Origin of the sequence: Mesorhizobium sp. ISC25, assembly GCF_042295465.1 — a bacterium.
Classification (GTDB): domain Bacteria; phylum Pseudomonadota; class Alphaproteobacteria; order Rhizobiales; family Rhizobiaceae; genus Mesorhizobium.
Genome location: NZ_CP135441.1, coordinates 2,678,136 through 2,699,260, shown reverse-complemented (window position 1 = coordinate 2,699,260; position 21,125 = coordinate 2,678,136). Strand labels below are relative to the sequence as shown.

General features: G+C 59.8%; 17 protein-coding genes, 1 tRNA gene and 3 pseudogenes. 12 read left to right on the top strand and 9 right to left on the bottom strand.

Going from position 1 to position 21,125, the window contains the following annotated elements; translation table 11 throughout:
- Positions 1 to 322: 322 nt before the first annotated feature.
- Complete coding sequence (locus RQ479_RS13500) at positions 323 to 1,510, bottom strand: magnesium transporter (protein ID WP_376705449.1); 1,188 nt, start codon at positions 1,508 to 1,510, stop codon at positions 323 to 325.
- A gap of 680 nt (positions 1,511 to 2,190) precedes the next feature.
- Between RQ479_RS13500 and RQ479_RS13495 the strand changes: the two are divergent.
- A pseudogene (locus tag RQ479_RS13495) lies at positions 2,191 to 3,093 on the top strand (sugar phosphate isomerase/epimerase family protein).
- Positions 3,094 to 3,544: 451 nt separating this feature from the next.
- On the opposite strand, the gene RQ479_RS13490 reads toward RQ479_RS13495, so the two are convergent.
- Positions 3,545 to 3,793, bottom strand: coding sequence for a multiprotein-bridging factor 1 family protein (locus RQ479_RS13490; protein WP_376705448.1), 249 nt, complete (start codon positions 3,791 to 3,793; stop codon positions 3,545 to 3,547).
- A 204-nt stretch (positions 3,794 to 3,997) separates the two neighbouring features.
- On the opposite strand from RQ479_RS13490, the gene RQ479_RS13485 reads away from it, so the two are divergent.
- The 3 genes and pseudogenes from RQ479_RS13485 to RQ479_RS13475 all read left to right on the top strand — a co-directional run bounded on the left by RQ479_RS13485 (position 3,998) and on the right by RQ479_RS13475 (position 5,879).
- On the top strand, positions 3,998 to 4,708 hold the full coding sequence (locus tag RQ479_RS13485) for a hypothetical protein (protein WP_376705447.1): 711 nt from the start codon (positions 3,998 to 4,000) through the stop codon (positions 4,706 to 4,708).
- Positions 4,671 to 4,802, top strand: a pseudogene (locus RQ479_RS13480) (DUF2274 domain-containing protein); the annotation flags it as partial. The gene RQ479_RS13485 and the pseudogene RQ479_RS13480, both read left to right, overlap by 38 nt.
- 384 nt (positions 4,803 to 5,186) lie before the next feature.
- Positions 5,187 to 5,879 (top strand): hypothetical protein, encoded by a 693-nt coding sequence (locus RQ479_RS13475; RefSeq protein ID WP_376705446.1) that lies wholly within the window; start codon positions 5,187 to 5,189, stop codon positions 5,877 to 5,879.
- Positions 5,880 to 6,148: 269 nt separating this feature from the next.
- Here RQ479_RS13475 and RQ479_RS13470 read toward each other — a convergent pair whose 3' ends face one another.
- The 4 genes from RQ479_RS13470 to RQ479_RS13455 form a co-directional block, all read right to left on the bottom strand.
- Complete coding sequence (locus RQ479_RS13470; protein ID WP_376705445.1) at positions 6,149 to 6,286, bottom strand: hypothetical protein; 138 nt, start codon at positions 6,284 to 6,286, stop codon at positions 6,149 to 6,151.
- Between the two features lie 516 nt (positions 6,287 to 6,802).
- Positions 6,803 to 8,995 carry a calcium-binding protein gene (locus RQ479_RS13465; RefSeq protein WP_376705444.1) on the bottom strand — a complete coding sequence of 731 codons (2,193 nt, stop codon included), beginning with the start codon at positions 8,993 to 8,995 and terminating at the stop codon, positions 6,803 to 6,805.
- Positions 8,996 to 9,953: 958 nt separating this feature from the next.
- Complete coding sequence (locus RQ479_RS13460; RefSeq protein ID WP_376705443.1) at positions 9,954 to 10,322, bottom strand: hypothetical protein; 369 nt, start codon at positions 10,320 to 10,322, stop codon at positions 9,954 to 9,956.
- A gap of 291 nt (positions 10,323 to 10,613) precedes the next feature.
- Positions 10,614 to 10,688: transfer RNA gene (locus RQ479_RS13455), tRNA-Gln, on the bottom strand.
- A 427-nt stretch (positions 10,689 to 11,115) separates the two neighbouring features.
- Here RQ479_RS13455 and ppdK point away from each other — a divergent pair.
- From ppdK to RQ479_RS13435, 4 genes are all read left to right on the top strand, one after another.
- On the top strand, positions 11,116 to 13,791 hold the full coding sequence (gene ppdK, locus RQ479_RS13450) for a pyruvate, phosphate dikinase (protein ID WP_376705442.1): 2,676 nt from the start codon (positions 11,116 to 11,118) through the stop codon (positions 13,789 to 13,791).
- 90 nt (positions 13,792 to 13,881) lie between these two features.
- The gene (locus RQ479_RS13445) at positions 13,882 to 14,067 is read left to right on the top strand and encodes a hypothetical protein (protein WP_376705441.1); all 186 of its coding nucleotides are present in this window, start codon (positions 13,882 to 13,884) and stop codon (positions 14,065 to 14,067) included.
- A gap of 138 nt (positions 14,068 to 14,205) precedes the next feature.
- Entirely contained in the window at positions 14,206 to 14,421 is a 216-nt protein-coding gene (locus tag RQ479_RS13440; protein WP_376705440.1) for a hypothetical protein, read from the top strand.
- Between the two features lie 145 nt (positions 14,422 to 14,566).
- Positions 14,567 to 14,734, top strand: a complete 168-nt coding sequence (locus RQ479_RS13435; protein ID WP_376705439.1) for a hypothetical protein — start codon at positions 14,567 to 14,569, stop codon at positions 14,732 to 14,734.
- A 727-nt stretch (positions 14,735 to 15,461) separates the two neighbouring features.
- Here the strand turns inward: RQ479_RS13435 and RQ479_RS13430 are convergent.
- Positions 15,462 to 15,722 carry a hypothetical protein gene (locus RQ479_RS13430; protein WP_376705438.1) on the bottom strand — a complete coding sequence of 87 codons (261 nt, stop codon included), beginning with the start codon at positions 15,720 to 15,722 and terminating at the stop codon, positions 15,462 to 15,464.
- On the opposite strand from RQ479_RS13430, the pseudogene RQ479_RS13425 reads away from it, so the two are divergent.
- Both RQ479_RS13425 and RQ479_RS13420 read left to right on the top strand, forming a co-directional pair.
- Positions 15,714 to 16,654 (top strand): annotated as a pseudogene (locus RQ479_RS13425) (glycosyltransferase family 9 protein). The gene RQ479_RS13430 and the pseudogene RQ479_RS13425 sit on opposite strands and share 9 nt — an antisense overlap.
- A gap of 139 nt (positions 16,655 to 16,793) precedes the next feature.
- Positions 16,794 to 17,531 (top strand): polysaccharide deacetylase family protein, encoded by a 738-nt coding sequence (locus tag RQ479_RS13420; protein WP_376705437.1) that lies wholly within the window; start codon positions 16,794 to 16,796, stop codon positions 17,529 to 17,531.
- Here RQ479_RS13420 and RQ479_RS13415 read toward each other — a convergent pair whose 3' ends face one another.
- Positions 17,532 to 17,921, bottom strand: a complete 390-nt coding sequence (locus tag RQ479_RS13415) for a DUF427 domain-containing protein (protein WP_376705436.1) — start codon at positions 17,919 to 17,921, stop codon at positions 17,532 to 17,534.
- A 142-nt stretch (positions 17,922 to 18,063) separates the two neighbouring features.
- Positions 18,064 to 18,450 carry a hypothetical protein gene (locus RQ479_RS13410; RefSeq protein WP_352979446.1) on the bottom strand — a complete coding sequence of 129 codons (387 nt, stop codon included), beginning with the start codon at positions 18,448 to 18,450 and terminating at the stop codon, positions 18,064 to 18,066.
- A 176-nt stretch (positions 18,451 to 18,626) separates the two neighbouring features.
- On the opposite strand from RQ479_RS13410, the gene RQ479_RS13405 reads away from it, so the two are divergent.
- Together RQ479_RS13405 and RQ479_RS13400 are read left to right on the top strand one after the other, a co-directional pair.
- A complete protein-coding gene (locus RQ479_RS13405) occupies positions 18,627 to 20,255 on the top strand; it encodes a fatty-acid--CoA ligase (protein ID WP_376705435.1) in 1,629 nt (542 codons plus the stop codon).
- Between the two features lie 83 nt (positions 20,256 to 20,338).
- Complete coding sequence (locus RQ479_RS13400; RefSeq protein WP_376705434.1) at positions 20,339 to 21,124, top strand: DUF1499 domain-containing protein; 786 nt, start codon at positions 20,339 to 20,341, stop codon at positions 21,122 to 21,124.
- Position 21,125: the final 1 nt, after the last annotated feature.

Genomic DNA, 21,125 nt, shown 5'->3' with positions numbered 1-21,125 from the left:
GCGAATCTAGCTTTCTTCAAGATCAATATAGTTCGCGTGATTCTGCGCGTATTTGGTCGCTGCCTGACCCATCGATGTCACATGTGGCTCATCCGAAGGTCTTCCGTCGCATTGCGGGGGCGATCGGAGAGCTGGCGGGCAATGCTTCACGCCCGCGGTGAGTTCCTGGGCCAGAAAGCCCATCCCTGCGGCTAAATTGCGCGCAAAATCCGTCTGTATCGCAACCTGCTCAGTCACGGCGGTTCAAAGCCCCAAAAATCCCACGGTGGTGATCCCGCCGACCGCGTCCTGTGCAGGACGCGCATCGGCGGACACGCCAAAACTACAGCACGAGCATGGTGGCGAGCCCCAGCATCAGGCCCATGCCTACGATATCGGTGACGGTGGTAAGAAAGATCGCCGAAGCTACGGCCGGATCGGCGCCGATCCGCCGCAGGCCCAATGGGATCAGCACGCCGGAGATTCCGGACATGAGGCACGATCCGGACATGGCGAGCAGGATGACAAGTGCCAGCATAGGCGCCTGGGCGGCCGACTCCGGTTGCCGCGAGGCGTAGAACCACATGGCCGCAGCCGCCACAAGACCGACGAGCACGCCGTTGGCGATCCCGAGCGCGCCCTCCCTCATCAGCAGGTGCAGTTTCGGTCGTTTGTCCACATCGCCCAGGGCAAGGCCACGCAGCGTCATAGCCAATGCCTGGCAGCCGGTGTTTCCGCTCTGCCCGGCCAAGACCGGGAGGAACGCCGCCAAGGCGACGATCTTCTCGATCGTGCCTGTGAACGAGCTGACCACGAAAGCGGCCATGAAGGCCGTCAGCAGGTTGAGCTGCAGCCAGGGATGACGCTTCAGGAAGGCTGAAAACAGAGGCGTGAAAGAACGCTCCTCCTTCTGCACACCCACCATCTGGCCAGGCTGGGCAGAAATCTCGATGATTTGCTGCTCGAACAAGCGCCAGCCGCGAACCTGCCCGAGCAGCCGGTCCTCCGCGTCCACCACCGGATAGACAGGGTAGTGGCGGCGCACCGCAGCCTTGCAGGCGTCGCTCAAGGACAGATCGCCGGGGAGGGCGAACGGCTTTGGCAGCATGATCTGATCCACCGTGGCGTCCGCTTCGCTCAGCATCAGATCGCGCAGGACCACGAGGCCGACCAGTTTGTCGCCCTGGTCGGTTACGTAGAGATAAGTGAGCTCGGTCGGCACCGGGGTGCGTCTGACGGCCTCCACTGCGGCGGCTACCGTGGTGCCGACGTGAACGCTGGCGGGAATCGGGTCCATCAGTTCGACGAGCGACTCGGGGATCGCGAGGTCCTTGCCATCGCCATGAGGCTTTGCAGGCCGCATATGCGGCGGCAAATGCTCCGCCACCTTACGGGCGTGCCGGTCCGGCAACAACTTTAGTGTGTCCCGAATGAACTCGGGAGACTCTCGGGCCAGCAATACCGCCGCGTCATCAGGTGCTCGAGCACGCAGCGTGCGCACCAGCTTCTCAACGTCGTTCTCTTCCTTCATCTGTTCCCCCAATTGCGAGTGTCTTGCCTTTGACGGTATGACACGAATCTGATCGCTCTGCCCTGGCGCGCAGTGGCCCAAGCGCCTCAATCCGGAAAACTTCGCCTCTCCAGGCGCCGAGTAGACCGTACCCAGACAAATCTGAGCCATTGCGGGTGCATACAGGCGGGCTGTAACGTCTGCGTGTCGCCGAGAATTCAACGTGTTGCGAACTTCACCGGTCTTTTCCTGGGCTTCGCAAGCACGCCGCACCAATGAATCGCAAACCCGGAAATTCTGCAGAGGCAAGGCCTCCGGCGTTCGACTTGATTTTGCCTCATCCGGCGCATCTTGCCAGTTACCAGCTCTGGAGGCGGATGAATTCGCCAGGATGACAAGGTGATTTGCTTGAGACCGTAATAGTTTACGCGGAGGAAGGGTCTCTCTGTATGAAGTCTGTCCGGAACGAGAGGTGCTCTTCAGAGCTTGCGGGTCCGGGGCAGGCAGTCTGCTTTATGAGATTCGAGGTCGTTGCGGTCCAGTCCGAGTTAATGTGGCCTACTGATCACAGGTAGCCCGCTTGATCGCACCTGGGGGCGAACGAAGACTCGTTCGAGAGTGGCATCGGTTCGGCAATTGCCATCTCACCTAGGTGATCCGGACCGGCCTGGGATTCCTGGCCGCCCGTCATCGGCGGATGCATGAGCAACATTATCGCCACAGGTTTTAACTCAATCTCTGCCAATGGCGGGTTGGAGAGCCTTGCGGCGGATTTTCGCAGCTTTGCCGATATAGCCGTCGAAGCCGTTGAACTGGGACTGACCACCCTCGACCTCATAGCGGGTGCCGTATCATCCCCGAGCGAGCCGAGAGGCTTATTCGAACTGACCAGCCAATTCGATTTCCGCTATACGGTTCACGGCGTCGTCTCATCGAACCTCATGGACCCCGCGGTCTGCCGTTACCAGATTGAAGCCGCCAAGGCCTTGGTGGAACTCTGCGACCGGATCGATGCGTGCTTGTCCAGCATAGCGGGCATTTTCGCGCCGACCAGGTTCTCGATGGTTTCGGGGAACGCGAACGCGAAGCTCTGTTCGAGCTCGCCGAATTCTGCAAGCCCTATGGTGTGCGCATCGCCTTCGAGAACCGCTTCACCATGGACCCGGGTCAGTGCCGGCAGACCCCGGCCGAGGTGGCGCAGACGGTAAAGGCGGTCGGCCATCCGAACCTGGTGGCGCTCATCGATTTCAGTCACGCCTATATTGGATCCACTCATTGCGGCCTGAACTTCCGCGAGCAGCTGCGGGCCATGGCGCCGGTCGCGGGGCACCTGCATGTCCATAATTCCTTCGGGCGCCCGCAGGGTTTCCATCGAACCTACCTCCCGCAGGAGGATGCAGCGCAGGTCTGGGCGACCTGCACTTACCGGTCGGGTGGGGCGATATCGAAGGGATGACATTTTCAGCGAGCTCGTCTTCTTTCTTGGGACCGTCCTCATCATGGAAATAGGACCCCGGTATCGCAATGAGCAGCCTGACTGCCTGGCCCGGGCTAGAAACCTCATTGCGCTCAACAATTGCGCCGAGCGCGGGGCGGCGAACTAACGGTCGAGAATCCCGCTGTGGTGCTGCCAATGTCGGCCAGAGCTGCCGAACTCGTTGGCAGCGAGCCGTTCCGCATTACGCAGATCGCCCGTGCGCGTCTTTTCGATCCTGTTTTCGATGATGTAAGAAGAGAGTGCGCCTGCCGGTCTAGTATACGACGGCCAGCGTTTGGTTGGCAGGTCCGTAACGGCCGAGGGCGGGTAGGGGCGGCAATGTGCCGCTCACGTACCATTCCAGCTGTCGGCTGATTTCTGCTCTCTGCAGTCGCTTGCCTGCTCGCCAATTCGGCCTTGACTTCGCGGGATGCTCCCGCATTTCTAGTGAGGGCAATCCGTCTGTAACAAACAAAGACATCGTAAGTTGAGCTGCAGATGGACGCACCGCAACCGTCATCGAAAACACTGGGCCGGAGTTAGATGAACGAAGTCTTTGCCCGTCCGTTTTGCTGCAGTCATTTTCTTTCCAGAGGACGTGCTAGCCGAACGCCAGGCCCGCCACCATTTTCGGGAATGAATTCGACGCCACCGGCTTCCAGTGCGCGCGTCAATGCTTCGATCGTCACCTGGTTGGCCTTCAACATGCCAGCGAGCGGCTCAAGTCGCTTAATGGTTGCGACAGACACTTTTGATTTCGCGGCTAGGGCTTTTTGATCCCATTGCAAAAGTGCGCGGGCTGCTCGCAACTGCTCACTCGTTATCATTATTATACCTTACGCATCATTTGATGCCAGAAGTCTTGATTGTGCCAAGTTTTTCGTTTAAGACCGTAGAGTGGATACTGCGCTCGCTCCGCCCCAACAATACTGGAACGGGGGCAGGACGAGCCCGTGTAAAACGGCCGAATAAGGTGGTGCAACACCTTACCCGGCCTGATCACAACCCTAGGCTTCCAAGGAGCTCGGATCATGACTGATTCCGACAATATCACGAGTCTGCCATTCGTCACCCGCAGGCGAGTGCTTGCGGGAACCGTGGTGGCAACTACCGCGTGGACGCTTGAAGGTAACGCGTCCGCAGGCGATGCCGGCAGGACCAACGTGCCTTTCGACCCAGCACTGGCGCTTCGGCGGGAATGGCAGACAGCCCACAGGTTGACCGATCGGCTTTGCCGTAGGCAGCAGCGCCTGGAGGCCAGGCTTATCGAATGTGTCGGCTTTCCTTGTGTAGACGTCCGCCTGCCCGATGGCGAGGAACTGACACTCTACTCGATCGAGGCACTCAATAAGGTGCTCGGCAACGGGCCGAATGCCGCCGCTCTCCGAGAGAAGGCCGAAACGGAGTTTGCTGCGCATCAGGCACGCTGGGATGCGGCTGCCGAGAAGACCGGTTACATTGCTGCGCTCAGAGCCGAACGCGAGGCTGGCGAGCGGACGAAGGATCTTCTGGAAGCCTTCTCAACCACCCCCGCTACGACTCTCGCCGGTGTAGCGGGCAAGCTCGATGCCGCGTTGCGCGAGGGCGAAGCCTGGGAGGAATGCTCCGAGTTTCCTTGGCCGCAAATCCGCTCTGCGTTCAATGATCTGGTACGCATCGCCGAAGGCTTTGGTGCTGAACGAGAGCGGCGCCGAAGGATTCGTCCTGACCAAGCTGAAACTCGCCACCATTCCCGACGATAGCCCGGTCAAGATCACGGTCGAACTGCCCGCCGCCGTTCACGGCGATCTTGTCGCCTACGCTGAATTGCTCGGCCGCGAGACTGGACAGACCGTCGCCTAGCTTCCAGCTGTGTGCAGCAGTCGCCGACAACGGCTATGCCAGCAAAGCCGACCGGCAGGCGCCACCAAAGGGCGGCATCGTCCCCTTTCTTTCCGCACAATGCCAATGGGAACAAAAGCTGGGCCTTTCGCCAATACAGAGGCCGCCTTCATGAACAAGATGTCGACAAGCTCAATGCTTCAAATGCGTCGGCCCACACGCGAGAAGACGAAACTAATTTCGCTTCCACTGTCGCACTCACACCGGGCTTCATCCGCTCACATCGCCTAGGTAGAACCGACTATCTTGAAAGCCGGTGACGTATTGCCCTAAAAGGGATTATTGCTTCAGTCTGAAATAACCAATCTGCCCACTGAAACGACAGCAAGGATATCACCTATGAACCCCATCACAAAGCTGATCGCCGGGGGCCCCAGCAGGAAATCGCGTTTGCATAGTGAAAGCGGAAATCTCATGCCGTGGAAAGAGCTGCGCCACCTGCCGCGAGTGGCTGTGGAGTTCACGCAATCGCGCCTGTTCGGCGTTCGCCCGGCAGTGCCATGGTGGCCCGTTTCGGTGATTCCGATAATAGGAGAATTTCTCAAAGCCAAACCCAGAGACGTTATTGAGTTCGGGTCCGGGAGTTCAACAATTTGGCTTGCTGAGCGAGCAAAGGCGGTTAATTCCATAGAAGATAGTAAGAAATGGGCGGAGACCACAAATAAAAGGTTGAAGGAAAGATCGGTATTTAACGCGACCGTGCGGCATGCGGAAAATTCAGATTATTATGACTTGGGCTGGATATCGCAACAATCATTCGATCTGGCTATCATCGATGGAAGTTGGCGGTGGCGTTGTGTTGAATCTGTTCTTCCCCTAATGAAACCTGGTTCCCTGATATATCTAGATAATAGCGACGCAGATAAAGACCGGCGTCATTATTCATCCACCACGATGTCGAAAGAGGCTCAGAAGCGACTTGTCAGGTATTCGGAAGCGCATCCCGGTTCGAGGATTGAGGTGGTTCATAGCTTGATTAGCGGGGAACTTCACTCTGGAGAGGGGATGTTGTTGTGGTTGAATCGTGACTAGCCATCGAGTCGCTCCATGACGTGCTCGGCAAAGGCCGGCCATGGCGCCTTTCCGCGAAAAAGCCGAAGCTGATTTCGGATGAAACCGCCGAGGAGGGCGGCTATACTGATGTGCCCCGGGGCCGACCGTGGAGCTGCGAGCGGGAGCGCATCTGCTGGAGGTTCTCGACCATACCCCACTCTGGCCAGTGCCGCGGCGTCTTCGATGCCGTGTTGAGGGAGGGGGTGGTCTGGGAGGAATGCTCCGAGTTTCCTTGGCCGCAAGTCCGCTCAGCGCTCAGTGATCTGGGTCGTATCGCTGAGCCTTTCGAAGTGATCGGGTGCGGCCTCGAAGGATCCGTCGTAGCCAAGCTGAAGCTCTCCGGCATTCCTGATGGCCGGCCGGTTGAGTTGCCTGCCCTGGCTCATCGCGATCTGGTTCCCTACGTCGAATAACTTGCCCGTGAGAGCGTGCCGGCAATTGCCACTCACTGATGAGCATCCACCATCCCTGTCGCAACCGCCACAAGGACACCTCAATGGCGGGCAGCAAGCCGTTCGCCGATTAGACAATGACTCGGAAGGGAATTTAATCCAATGTTCTGGGTGCACCGGACCTTGCTCAGGATGAAATCCATGCGTCGTGGCACGATCAACGCACATGCCTGCCGACGCTGGGACGCTGGGAGTGTCCAAGATGAGGTGCCTGCACATTCACCGACAGTGAGTATTGCCGCGTGCTAGGAAGGGCGTTGATAGCTGAGGGTCGTCTCCGGGTGCGTGCGCCGCCTAGCCGCGGTCGTTTAGCCGATGCGCACAGATGGCGACACGTCAAATTGGACGTTTTCAAACCCCGAGCTGTTGATTCGCGCTCGGTCATACTGCGGTTGAACAAAGACGGAGCGGCGGACCGGCTCGAGCAGAAGGTCCGCCGTTCCGGGTCGTTCAGATCACAAGAAACGAACCTGCCGCAAGCGACAGACCTGGAGAGAGAGTGGCGAACTGTATTTGAGCTGCGCCACCGATCCCGTCGCTGTCGAAAGACAGCGCCCCGGTTGAGCTGTTGTAGATTATATGGTCGGAGCTATCATGCGCGGCCGTGCCAGCAAAGAAAGCATCGGATGAAAGGCCACCCAGCTTAAGCCCGGCAAAAACCGCGTCGTCGAGCTGGATCTTGTCCTGGAGCTTGTTGAAGTCGGTGATCCTGTCGATATTGCCGGCCCCAAGAGCGCTGTTGAACACGAATGCATCATTGCCTCCGTTACCAGTCAAGATGTCGGCACCGCCGCCACCATTGATGAGATTGGCGGCGGCATTGCCCTGGATGGTCTGGGCGAAGCCGTTGCCGGTCAGGTTGATTGCCGACGTGCCGGACGGGTTGGTGGTGGCGAGGAACTCAATTTGCGAGCCTGCTGTTAGCGCATGGCTCACCGAAGCAAGCACTTTGTCAGTGCCACCGCCGGCTGCCTCGTATACCCTATCGCCGGCACTATCCGCAAAGTAGGTGTCATTGCCGCCATAGCCAACCATTTTGTCAGCGCCAGCGCCGCCGTTGATGACATTTCCGCCTGCATTGCCCCTGATTGTCTGGCCGAATTCGTTGCCTGTAAGATTCATAGCCGTCGTACCGGCCGGGTTGTCGGCGGCAAGAATCTCGATCTGCGAGCCGGCCGAAAGAGCGTAGCTCACCGAGGAAAATACTCTGTCGGCACCGCCGCCGGCCGCCTCAACCACCCTGTCGCCGGCATTCTCGACGTGGTAGATGTCGTTGCCGCCATAGCCGACCATTGTGTCAGCGCCGCCGCCGCCTTTAATGATGTTGTCGCCGTTATTCCCCTGGATAGTCTGGCCGAACTCGTTGCCGAGCAAATTGATGGCAGTCGTGCCTGACGGGTTCGTGGTGGCGAGAAGCTCAATCTGGGAGCCGGCCGAAAGGGCATGCCTCACCGAAGTGACCACCCTATCTGAGCCGCCGCCCACCGCCTCGAACACCCTGTCACCGGCATTGTCGACATAATAGGTGTCGTTGCCGCCATAGCCGGTCATGGTGTCGGCGCCGCCGAGGCCGTTGATGACATTGGCGCCGGCATTGCCCTGGATGGTCTGGGCGAACTCATTGCCGGTTAGGTTGATTGCCGTGGTGCCGGACGGGCTGTTGGTGGCAAGAAGTTCGATCTCGGAGCCAGCCGCAAGCGCATGGCTAACCGAAGCGAACACTTTGTCGGCACCGCCGCCCGCCGCCTCAACCTCCTTATCGCGGACATCCTCGACATAATAAGTGTCATTGCCGCCATAGCCGATCATCGTGTGGCCGCCGGCGCCGTGGAACACATCGTCGCCGCTGGTGCCGTATAAGGTGTCGCTTGTGTCGACGGGAGGCGGTTCGGTCCCGGAGGTAGCGAGGTTGTGCTCCCGGAAAACGGCCTGCAGTTCCGGGGAGCTTTCAAGCGCGGTGTCGCCGTTCTGCGTTCCCCATTTATAGGTGTAGTCGAAGGCAGGTGACGGAACCAATGCGGCCCAATGATCGATCATGATTTGCATCTGTTCGGGGGTGGGCATGACCTGTCTTCCGCCGTCGGAAGTCTCCCAGTTACCGCCGCCGAAGGCCTGATAGACCGGAACGATATTGCTAACCGGGATGCCGGATTTCACCGCTGCAGCCACGGCTCGATCGATCATGTCGTAGTCGACCGTGTCCGTTCCCGTGCGCACCGGATAGGGGTCTATGCCGAAATAGTCGATATGCGTGTTGGCCGGATTGTAGGTATTCGTAAAATCCGGATTGGTCGGGGATCCCATGTTCATCATGGTGATGAAGGTCTTGGCACCTGGAAAATGCTCATGGATCCAGTCGGATTCCGCCTTCAGGTTCTCAGCGGTTGCGTAGGTGCCCCACCTGCCGGTGGGATCGGGCTCGTCAACAAGATAGAACCCAAACACATTCGGATTGCCAAGGAAGGGGGTCATTTTCTCGATGAAGGATGCGGTTACGCCCTCGTGCTCATTGAGATAGACCAGGCCCTTCATGCCTTCCGGCAATGCGTTGACCAGCGAAACATACTGAACGTCAGCCAGATTGAAGCCGGCGGTTGCGATTTCGGTGGCGGATCCACCCGATGCGTAGTGCAGAGTTGCCATCCATAATCCCTCTTGATTCGATAGCGCCCCGCGGATGTCTGCCTACTAGAGGGTGTATATTAGCGCCAAATCACATACCTGCAGGCTCTGATAGAATGGTTGATCGGTGGCAGGATTGTCACCTTGTGGAGAAAAATATACTTCAGGATAGTCGACGATAGGGATGAAGAGCAAAATCTAACACGGAATAGTTCTAATAGCTGATAAGTGCTATCAATGGTATTTTTACGATACATGGTATTTTACGATATACTAACCATTCTGATATCACAGAATAACACAACGGACATTACTCATAAATCAATTTTGCTTTATTTAATTTAATAGTAGAGTGGCATAATCATGTGTATTTTAGGTAAAAACAGTCATGGTCATATCACGCGAATGCGGCCAAGAACTGGCGATTGTATTAGTGAAAAAATTAAGTTATAAGTGTGAATTCCAGGTCGCACTGGCAGTAAAGCGCCAAATTTCTATTCAATATGCATCGTCAGGCCGGCCAACTAAGTTGACCTTAAACTAGGATTCTTGCCACACCTCGCCCTCTGCCGTCGACGCCATTTTCTTGTGGACAGATAACCGCAAGTGGCAGCCCCCGACCAAGTTGTCTGCAACTAACATTGAGACACGGCAAACTGAAATGCGGTTCAATCAGAATCCGGCAACACCTAGTGACCATCGGAACAATGCCCGGACTGCAAACGCGCCGGTTTGGGCCGAGATGGTCGGGACTCGGAACGCATGTCGAAAGAGACGAGGGCACGTCGGCGCGTCAAGCAACTCCGTGCCGATGAGGACGGTTAGGCCCTTCCTGCAGGCCTTGCGCGGCATTCGAATTGTACGGTCTCGCAGCAAAAAGTAACCGCGGCAACCAACGGCAACATGACGGCGACCTACATCCGTTCGGCGCTTGAGAGTATATCTACCGGAACAGATTGGCGCCGTTCAGAGATGTCCCTCAAGTCGCTCGTCGAACAAGCGAATTTGCCCAGCCGATGGCTGCCAGAGCGCACCCGATGCCGAAGCAATCAGCCGCCCAATCAAACCCATCGAGATCCCGTCCTATTAAGGTCGTACCCTGAAGGATTTCAATCGCAGCACCAACCAGAGCGAGGAAGGCTATCAAACTCATTTTGCGTTCCGGCCAACCGAGGCTGCCAACAAGCATCAGGGCCGCGAAAGCGACACCGTGATTAAGCTTGTCACAGTGGAAGCCTATGCCAAAACCGAGCTCCTTGAGACGGAAAACTGGCAGAAGTGCGAGCAGGAGAACGGCAAGCAGCGTAACGAAAAAGGCTGCTTTTTCGGCAATTGGGTGTAATCTCATTCTGCTCCTGCGATGTTGTTTGCGGGCCGGGCGTTGGCATGTAATGCCCGGCTCCGAGGTCGACATCGGCTCCCGCATGGTGCGAGGCGAGGCTATTGCTTCCCCGTCACGACCGTATCCGATTTGTCCAAATCAACTGAACTACATATTGAGCCGCCACATTCGTCAATAAAACCTTGCGATACGTCAAACGCTGTCTCTCTCTCGCGCGTAAATTGTCGTGCCCCTATGGAGCGGAGGACTCCAGTGAGCACGTGCATTCGGAGCCGTCAGGAGCGGACTGAGAGAAATTGGCTGGGGCGCCAGGATTCGAACCTGGGAATGTCGGTACCAAAAACCGATGCCTTACCACTTGGCGACGCCCCATCAGCACGTGCCCCCAGCGCGCGGGCTTATAAGACGAGCGGGGGGAAAGCTCAACGGCGAAGATACAAAATGTCATAAGCAGATGAGTTGTCCGGATTAGGTGGCACGTGAGCTATCCGGTTTTCTTGCCAGTCCTTCGAGGCTGGGGATAAACGGACAGCATGGCTACAGGACCTGAGAATGTTCGCGACGTTTTGAATCGCGCTTACAGCCGGGAACCAAAAGATAGCCTCGGCGATGGTGCTGGTCCCAGCCCTCGTTGCCTTGTGTGGCTTACGAGAAGCGCAAAAGCAGGTCTTTTCGACCCCGCTTTCTCTTAATCGATTGTAGAGGCCGGCGGGCATTGCCGACGGCTTGCCTTTCGCACTGCACCATCATATCGCTCGATTTGCCTATATTTCCAATCTCCTGCAACCGGGGAGTAAGCATGACCAAATGGGTTTACACCTTTGGCGACGGCGCCGCGGAAGGCCGTGCCGGCGACCGCAACCTGCTCGGCGGCAAGGGCGCCAACCTTGCCGAAATGTGCAGCCTGGGCCTGCCGGTGCCGCCGGGCTTCACCATCACCACCGAAGTCTGCAACGCCTATTACGCCAACGGCCACACCTATCCGGCCTCGCTGGAGGCTGATGTTGCGGTCGCCCTCGATCATATCGGCCGCTTGACCGGGCGCCGTTTCGGCGATCCGTCGAAACTGCTTTTGGTGTCGGTGCGCTCCGGTGCCCGCGCTTCAATGCCTGGCATGATGGACACCGTGCTCAATCTCGGCCTGAACGACGAGACGGTCGAAGCCCTGGCCGCCGATTCAGGCGATCCGCGCTTTGCCTATGATAGCTACCGCCGTTTCATCCAGATGTATGCCGATGTCGTCATGGGTCTCGACCATGAGGTGTTCGAGGAAATCCTCGAAGACCAGAAGGGCGGCCTCGGCCATGAGCTGGACACCGAGCTGACGGCCATCGAATGGCAAGGCGTGATCGCGCTCTACAAGGCCAAAGTCGAGGAGGAACTAGGCAAGCCGTTTCCGCAGGATCCGCACGAGCAGCTCTGGGGCGCCATCGGCGCGGTGTTTTCCAGCTGGATGAACAACCGCGCCATCACTTACCGGCGCCTGCACGACATTCCCGAAAGCTGGGGTACGGCGGTCAACGTCCAGGCCATGGTGTTCGGCAATATGGGTGACACCTCGGCCACTGGCGTTGCCTTCACCCGCAATCCATCGACCGGCGAAAAGCAGCTTTATGGCGAGTTCTTGGTCAACGCCCAGGGCGAGGATGTCGTTGCCGGCATCCGTACGCCACAGAATATCACCGAGGCGGCGCGCATTACCGCCGGTTCCGACAAGCCGTCGCTGCAGAAGCTGATGCCTGACGCCTTCCAGGCTTTCGTCAGCATCTCCGATCGCCTGGAAAAGCACTACCGCGACATGCAGGATCTCGAATTCACCATCGAGCGCGGCAAATTGTGGATGCTGCAGACCAGGTCCGGTAAGCGCACCGCCAAGGCGGCGCTGAAGATTGCCGTCGACATGGCCAGGGACGGGCTGATTTCAAAGGAGGAGGCCATCGCCCGCATTGATCCCGCCTCGCTCGACCAGTTGCTGCATCCGACGATTGATCCGAAGGCGGCGCGCGACATCATCGGCGTTGGCCTGCCGGCGTCTCCAGGTGCTGCGACAGGCGAAATCGTGTTTTCCTCGAACGACGCCGAGGAGGCCAAGACCCAAGGCCGCAAGGCGATCCTGGTGCGCATCGAGACCAGCCCCGAAGACATCCATGGCATGCACGCGGCCGAAGGCGTCCTGACGACCCGCGGCGGCATGACTAGCCACGCCGCTGTTGTTGCGCGCGGCATGGGTAAGCCTTGCGTTTCGGGGGCAGGCTCGCTGCGCGTCGACTACAAGGCCAGCACGCTGATGGCGATGGGATCGACCTTCCGTAAGGGCGATATCATCACCATCGACGGCGGCAACGGCCAGGTGCTGAAAGGCGTCGTACCGATGCTGCAGCCCGAACTCTCAGGCGATTTCGCCGCCATCATGGAGTGGGCCGACGGGGCGCGCCGCATGAAGGTGCGCACCAACGCCGAGACGCCGCTGGACGCGCGCATGGCGCGCTCCTTCGGCGCCGAAGGCATCGGGCTTTGCCGCACCGAGCACATGTTCTTCGACGGCGACCGCATCGTTGCCATGCGCGAGATGATCTTGGCCGATACGGAAAAGGACCGGCGAACGGCGCTGGCCAAGCTCTTGCCGATGCAGCGCTCGGATTTCCTCGAATTGTTCGAGATCATGGCCGGGCTGCCGGTGACGATCCGTCTGCTCGATCCGCCGCTGCACGAATTCCTGCCCAAGACCGAAGAGGAGGTGGCCGAGGTCGCCGCTGCCATGAACGTGTCGCCGGACAAGCTCAGGCGGCGTACCGAAGCGCTGCACGAGTTCAATCCGATGCTCGGCCATCGCGGCTGCCGGCTTGCCGTCTCCTATCCCGAGATCGCCGAGATGCAGGCACGCGCCATCTTCGAGGCGGCCGTCGAGGCCGGCAGGAAGGCCGGCGCGCTGGTGGTGCCGGAAATCATGGTGCCGCTGGTCGGGCTGGTGAAGGAGCTCGACTTCGTCAAGGCGCGCATCGACGCTGTGGCGAAAAGCGTAATGGAGGAGACCGGTGTCAGGATCGAGTATCTGACCGGCACGATGATCGAACTGCCGCGTGCTGCGATCCGCGCCCACGTCATCGCGGAGGCGGCCGAATTCTTCTCCTTCGGCACCAACGATCTGACCCAGACCACGTTCGGTATCTCGCGCGACGACGCGGCCTCGTTCCTCGAGACCTACCGGCAAAAAGGCATCATCGAGCAGGATCCGTTCGTGTCCCTCGACATAGAGGGTGTCGGCGAGCTGGTGCGGATGGCGGCCGAGAAGGGCAGGGCGACGCGGCCCGACCTCAAGCTCGGCATTTGCGGCGAGCATGGCGGCGACCCGGCCTCGATCCATTTCTGCGAGAAGGTCGGCCTCGACTATGTCTCGTGCTCACCCTACCGTGTGCCGATCGCCAGGCTGGCCGCCGCGCAAGCGGCGGTGCAGGCTGCGAAAGCCGGATCGTGAATGGATCCCGACCGACCGAAGATTCTTCCGCGCAGCGAGCAAGATTGATGTTTTCGATCCGCCGTGTGAAATGGCCGCGGGATGGTGCACATGTCTGATGATGGACAAACCGCTGCGGCGCGCTGGTCGGTGAAGTCCGAACTCCGCGCCGTCGCGCGCGACAAGCCGCTGCTGCTCGTGCTGGCGGCGATCCTCTGTCTTTATTGTGCGTTTATCGCCGGACCGATCGTCTATGCGGTGCTGGCCATCAACGGCATTGCGGATTTCTTCAAATGAAGCCGGTGCCGCCGATCTCGCTCCGGTCCCGAGTCCTGCGTCTACCGCGCTCGAAATTGCTCGACCTGGGCGAAATTGCTTAGCCGGGATGAAACTGTTACGACTATCGTTCGTACTTGGAGGGGTGCGGGAGGACACGTGACGATAAGAATCAGGCTTCCGGGCGGGACTTTGAAGATCAAGAAAAGGGACGAGCTGCGGCGGCGCGAGCAGAAGCGCGAGGTGCCGGTTTGGCAGGTCGGCAATTACTTCGTCGTCTGGTGGCCGAGCGGCATGCCCGATCGTCCATCCTCGCCCAACAAGTCCTCGCCTAGGAAAAAGCCCCCGCACCCGACCATCCCGACTGGGCACTGATGCCTCGGTGCTGGATCAGGAACCACCGTGCGCGCCAAAACTTCCGCGACCGCTCGACAGATCCCAGAAAAAGTCAGCGGTCAGGCGTTGACTCTTCCGCCACGGAAGGCGATGCTGCATTGCACAATTTGGGGCGGCGGAAGCGATGGCAGTGCGTATCAGAATGCCGGGCGGCACGCTGAAGGTGAAAGTGTACCGCGAACTGCGCGACCGCGAGCGCGCCCGCCGCATACCCGTCGTCAAGATCGGCCGGGTTTATTTCACCTGGTGGTCGAACCGCCAGCGCCTGATTGATGAACAGTCGCCAGGGTGACGCATCAATTCTTTCGGCTTGCCATGCGCCTGGGAAAGCCGCGCGGAGCCTCCGCAGGCGAGCTCGCAAATTAAGTTGATGATGCTGCTGTTGACTCTTCCGTAACGGAAGGTCTCTACTTGCCGCATTGCACACAATTGCTGCGTTGCACAACGGGAGTTCGACCGATGGCAGTGCGTATCAGGTTGCCGGGCGGCACTCTGAAGATGAAGACCTATCGTGAGTTGCGAGCCCGAGAACGCGACCGCCGCGTGCCTATGATGAGGATGGGCTCGCTGTATTTTGTCTGGTGGTCGAAGTCTCAAGGCCAGGAAAAGGCACAGAGCAACTCTCACTAGATTAGTGGGTCATGTGGCTTGATCCCTGGGGGCGCACACAATGGCGGAAGCTTCGGGTGGCAATAGTCTTCGTGAAGACCGCTTTGACAATCTTATGTATGTGTTCCACGAAAGTGTGCCGCGGGCGGGTGCGAACAAAGCTTGCATCTGACTGCTTGAGATTAATCGGTTGATGGCACGGTGGACGTGACCCTTCATGTGCGGTTAAAGACGCGAAGCAGGCACCGTAAGCTTGCGCTTTGATGGCGCTTTTGGGATCGCGGCGTCGACTTTGATCTGCTCGATCTGGAACAGATGCGCCGCGCAATCGGCGGCGCAGGCTGCAAAGAACGGCCGCGGTATGCGTTGGAATCCACCAAGTATCTGACCTTACCGATTTGTAACGAAATTCACGCGAACGTGCGCGTGACGGCTCCAAATCCCGACATCGTTTCTGCCCAGTTTCCAGCCTCCGAACCCGCTCCGGTGCCAGAAACAGATGTTGCAGAACCCGCCCACGCACGTCCCGCTCGATTCTCATCCTTCAGACTAAATTCATCGGCGATCTTGTCCTCGCCTCCGCGCTCGCCAGTAATCTGCGCCTCCAATATCCAAAGGCCAGGATCGTGTTCCTTTGCGAGGCGAGCTTTGCCAATTTCCTGATGGCCCATGGCATCGCCTCGGACGTAGTGGCGTTCCGACGCGTACGGATGCGTGGCACCCCTGTGCAGCGTGGTCGCGAGCTTTATGCGATGGTGCGCGCTCTGTGCCGGTTCCGATTTGACCTGACCGTCGACCTGGCCGATTCCAAAACCTCACGCATCATCGTCAGGCTCGTCAACGCCAAGACCCGCGTCGGATATGATCCTCCCGAAAAACCGTTGCGCTGGCTGAAACGCCAGCCCGCCAACGTCCTAGCCAAGCCGTTTGGCTTTGGTGGCCAGCATTATCTCTACCGCTATCTTTCGCCGCTTGAGGCGCTTGGCGTGGAGTTGCGTGCGCAGGTCCCGACGATTGAGCCGCTGCCGTTAGAGACCGCCAAGGCATTGGCGCTTCTCGACCGGCATCATCTTCGGCGCAAAGCCTTCATAGCCGTTCATGCGGGAGCGAGCTTCCGAGGGCGGCAATGGCAACCGGAACGTTTTGCGCTGGCGATGGACGAGCTCTCGCGACAGACCGGCTTGGACTTCCTGCTTGTCGGCGGCCCAGTGAACGGGCATCTGCCGAGCGCATCGTCGCCAAGGGCGCTTCGCCGGTCGTCAACTTGGTCGGGGCGCTGTCGCTTGCAACGCTGCTGGCGGTCCTCGGCCAGGCACGCCTGTTTATGGGCAACGAGAGTGGCCCGATGCACATGGCCGCCGCCGCGGGAACGCCGGTTGTCGGCCTCTTCGGCCTGACCGACCCGGCCGTCTGGGGACCTGTCGGCGTGGCCAGCGTTACGCTGCGGCCCTCCATGCCTTGCGAGTGCATAGCCAGGGACCTGTGCCGCCGTCCCGATCCGAGCAAGGCTTGCTGCGTCTGGCGACTTGAGGTCAAAGCGGTGGTCGACGCGGTGCGCGCGATCCTTTCACGTACGGTTAAGGACGTGGAGCACGCATTGTGACCTCGCGCTTGCCAAAGGTCAGGCCGGCGGTCAAATTGCCGCTGCCGACGCTTTTGCAGGGGCATCGTCCCGATTTCCGCCTTGATGCCGGTCTCGGGCTCGCCGCTTCAACCTTGATCCGGCCGACCTGGAATAATCGATGCGCCTGTTCCAAAAGTATTTTTGCGCCGTTGCCATATCGCTGTGGGCTGCCTCTCCTGGCAACGCCCAGTTGCTCGTCGCACCTACGCTGCACATCAAGGCCGAGGCGGGCGGCGGCCGCGTCGCGCTGACGCTCGATGCGTGCGGCGGAAGGACCGACACACGGATTCTCTCGGCGCTGGTGGAAAACAACATTCCCGCCACCATTTTCGTCACCGGCATCTGGCTGAAGCACAACGCCGCCGCCGTCGAGATCATGCGGGCGCATCCCGAACTGTTTGAATTGGAAAACCATGGCGGCCGCCACGTCCCGGCCGTCGACACACCGCAAAAGATCTACGGCATTCGCAGTGCCGGCAGCCCGGAGGCCGTGCTGGCCGAGGTCGAATCGGGTGCTGCCGCTCTTGCCGTGACCGGCGAACCGGCGCCGAAATGGTTTCGCGGCGCAACCGCCGAATACAGCCCGTCAGCAATCGCGATGATACGCAAGCTTGGCTTCAAGATCGCCGGATTCACTGTCAACGGCGACGGCGGGTCATTGCTCGGCGCAAAAGAGACTGCCCGGCGCATTGCGGCAGCAAAAGACGGCGACGTCATCATTGCTCACATCAACCAGCCGACCCATGCCGCTGGCGAAGGCGTGGTGCAGGGACTTCTGGCGCTGAAGGCCAAGGGCCTCACCTTCGTGCGGCTCGACGATGCCGACTGCGTCGGCAATCAAGACACCACCGACTGATCAGTCGGGCGTGGCCTCGACGGTCACCTTGTTCGGATAGAACGCGCCGTGATCGCGGATGTCCGCCATCTCGTCGAAGGGCCGCTCATAGGCCCACATTGCATCCTTGCCTGCATCGCCGGCGGGCAGCGCGCTCCAATAGCTGGCATCGCCCTTGTAGGGGCAATGAGTCGAGTGTTCCGTCTTGCCAAGCTGCTTGAAGTCGATGTCGCCGAACGGAATGTAGAAAACGGGGGGATAGGGCGATTCGGTCAGCACCTTGACCTTGCTGGACGAGGCGATGACGACATCGCCGGCGCGCACCGTCACGGTACCCTTGTAAGGTTCGACAGTGATCGTCTTGCCGGGATTGCGCTGAAAGCCGGGTGACGGGTTTGCGATCTGGTCCATGTCGGATCTCCTTGCCTCAACCCAAGATGTGTCTGGCCCAAGATGTGTCCGGCAAGAGCCTTGCGCAAGAGCTGCCTGCCACCAGGCAGGTGTCGCCCGCAGGCGGTAGTCTTGCGCTCTCCTCCGGTATCCCGCCTGGAAATCAGGCCGCGGCCTGGAATGCGTCCATCAGCCCGGCATAGGCGGCGGCAATACCGGCCACCGGATTGGTGCTTTTCGAGGTGGTCTCGACCTTCAGCGCACCACCGGTGGTCGGCAAGGTGAGCAGCAGGAACTGGCGATTGCCGCCGTCGCCGACGCACGCGGCAGCGACGTGCTGGCTTTCGCCCTCGTTCTCGACGCACATCTTGAACAAGAGCGTGCCGCCGACCGCTTCGAGGGCGCCACCGACGACCTCGACGAATTCATCTTCGGAAACGGCTTTGGCGTCAGGCACCAGATCGGCCGGCGCGACGTCGGCCGCTACCAGATCGGCCAGACTTTCGGCAAGTGTATTTTCGAGGGCTTTGTCGTCGAACTGCGGGTCCATGCGAACCTCTTTCATTCGCCAATCGCGCCCCGCCCGTTAATCCACGTTAGCGCCGAGCATGGCCGGATTGTGGCGAATTTCGCCTCATTTGGCTCTACGCATCGCTCCAGCCCGGTCCTGACTGGACAATTCGCCGGTTCGTCGCACAATGGCAAAAAAATAACGGGAGGAACAAGATGCTCGGGCTGATGCAGGAATGGCCGCTGCTTTGCCACAAGCTGATCGACAACGCCGAGAGGCAGCACGGCAGACGCGAGATCGTGTCGCGCTCGATCGAGGGGCCGATCGTGCGCAGCACATATGCCGAAATCCATGATCGTGCCCTCAAGGTTGCCGGGCGGCTCGATCGTGATGGTTTCGGGCTTGGCGACCGCATCGCGACCCTGGCCTGGAACACTGCGCGCCACATCGAGGCCTGGTACGGCATCATGGGTGTCGGAGCGATCTATCACACGCTCAACCCGCGGCTCTTTCCCGAGCAGATCACCTGGATCATGAACAATGCCGGGGATAAGGCGATCTTCGTCGACCTGACCTTCCTGCCGCTGCTCGAAAAGATCGCCGGCGCGGTCAAGTCGCTGAAGCAGGTTATTGTGCTGACCGACACGGCGCATATGCCGGAGACTGCGCTGCCGAATGTCGTTGCCTATGAAGAATGGCTTGCTGAAGCCGACGGCAACTTCGCCTGGAAGACATTCGATGAAAACACCGCCGCCGGCATGTGCTACACCTCGGGCACGACGGGCGACCCGAAAGGCGTCCTCTACAGCCATCGTTCGAACGTGCTGCACGCCTGGATCGCCGCGATGCCCGACGCCATGGGCCTGTCGTCGCGCGATACCATACTGCCGGTCGTGCCGATGTTTCACGCCAACGCCTGGGGCCTTGCCCAGAGCGCGCCGATGATCGGCGCCAAGCTGGTCATGCCCGGCTGCAAGATGGATGGCGCTTCGATCTACGAGCTGCTCGACACCGAGAAGGTGACCTTCACCGCCGCCGTGCCGACCGTGTGGATGATGCTCCTCCAGCATCTGGAAGATACCGGCAAGAAACTGCCCTATCTGCAGAAAGTCGTCATCGGCGGCTCGTCCTGTCCACGCGCGCTCACGACGAAGTTCCAGAACAATTACGATGTGCAAGTGGTCCACGCCTGGGGCATGACAGAGATGTCGCCGCTCGGCACGCTGTGCACCCTGAAGCCGGACTATGCCGGGCTGATGGGCGAGGCCCGTCTTGGCGTCCAGCAGAAGCAGGGCTTTACGCCGTTCGGCATCGAAATGAAGGTGACGGACGATGCCGGCAACGAACTGCCATGGGATGGCAAGACCTTCGGCAAGCTCAAGGTCCGCGGGCCGGCCGTCGCGCGCGCCTATTATGGCGGCACCGGATCCGAACAGTTCGATGAAGACGGCTGGTTCGACACCGGTGATGTCGCGCACATCGATCCCGGCGGCTACATGCAGATTACCGATCGCGCCAAGGACGTGATCAAGTCGGGCGGCGAATGGATCTCGTCCATCGAGCTCGAGAACCTCGCGGTCGGCCATCCCGATGTGGCGGAGGCCGCCGCCATCGGCATTCCGCATTCCAAATGGGGCGAGCGGCCTTTGCTCGTGGTGGTGCGTAAGCCGGGCAGGGAGCCGACCAAGACGGACATCCTCGCTTTCATGGACGGCAAGGTGGCGAAGTGGTGGATGCCCGACGACATCGCATTCGTCGGCGAAATCCCTCACACCGCTGCCGGCAAGATCCAGAAGATTACCTTGCGCCAACAGTTCCGGGACTATCACCTGCCGACGGATTGACCGGAGATGCGGCGTCTTTGCGCCTTCAAGCGGCTGCTGAAAGGCACTATGCCTTTGTTCGGGTTGGGGCAGCGCGGAAGACAATGACGGGAATTCCCGAGCGACAGACGTCGAGGGCTGCCGGTTGGTCGCGGCGCGCCGGCGCGTTTTCGGCAGTCCTGCTGCTGACCGCTCTCATCGGCCATCGCTATGACCTCGTCGAGACCCCGGCCTTCCTGTGGGTGCTTGGCATTGTCGCCTTGCTGGCCGCGGTTGCGCTTTTGTTTGCCGGGTTTGCCTTTGCCCGATTGTGGAATTTCGGTGATCGTGGCGGCCATGACCTGACCGCCGGCGCCTTGCTGGCGCTTCTGGTGCTCATCCCTTACGCTGTCGCGGCCTATTGGACAGCGACCTATCCGCCGCTGCGCGACATCTCGACTGATTTTGACGACCCGCCGGCGCTCGATATTTCTACCCGGACAAAGGACATGAACGAGCTTTTGCCGCCGACGCCCGGCGAGCAGCGCCTGCAAATCGAAGCTTATCCGCTTGTTACCGGACGCAGCTACACCTTGCCTTTCGATCGCGTTCTGGAGGCGGTCAAAACCGTGCTCGATCGGCGCGGCTGGCAGCTCACGGCGCCATTTCCAGACGCAGCAGGGCAAAGCGACGTGACGGTCGATGCGCTGGCTAAGAGCTTCCTGCTTGGCCTTCCCGCCGATGTCGCCATCCGCGTGACCGATGACGGCGATGCGGTCATCGTCGATATGCGCTCGGCCTCGCGTTACGGCCGCTACGACCTTGGCGACAATGCAGCGCGCATCACCGATTTCCTTGCCGGGCTTGACGAGGAAGTCGCCGGCCAGGTGGGCGTCGCGCCGGCGGAGTGAT